The following is a 253-nucleotide window of genomic DNA, read 5'->3' as shown; positions in this document are numbered from 1 at the left end:
GGCCGAATAAGCACCTGCGTAACATAGCCGTTGCTGGGGGCTCGGACGATAGTCTGCTCAAGATTGTATTTGGCTTCAGCGAGCTGAGCGCGCAGGGACGCAACCTGAGATTGCTCTCCGTTGACCATACTGTCTAACTGACTCTGAATCTGCGTCTGTTCGGCGACGGAGCCTTTTACCAGCGCGTCCTGTGCCAGATAGTTCTGCCGGGCGTTGTCGATATCGCTTTCAGAGAAGGGATTAACCTTCGCCT

At 54.9% G+C, this 253-nt stretch carries 1 pseudogene; it reads right to left on the bottom strand.

Annotated elements, in window-relative coordinates:
* A pseudogene (locus tag FDX22_RS00120) lies at positions 1 to 253 on the bottom strand (hypothetical protein); the annotation flags it as partial.

Source organism: Citrobacter sp. TBCS-14 (assembly GCF_005280805.1).
Lineage (GTDB): Bacteria > Pseudomonadota > Gammaproteobacteria > Enterobacterales > Enterobacteriaceae > Citrobacter > Citrobacter gillenii.
This window is presented reverse-complemented; position numbering and strand designations above follow the sequence as displayed.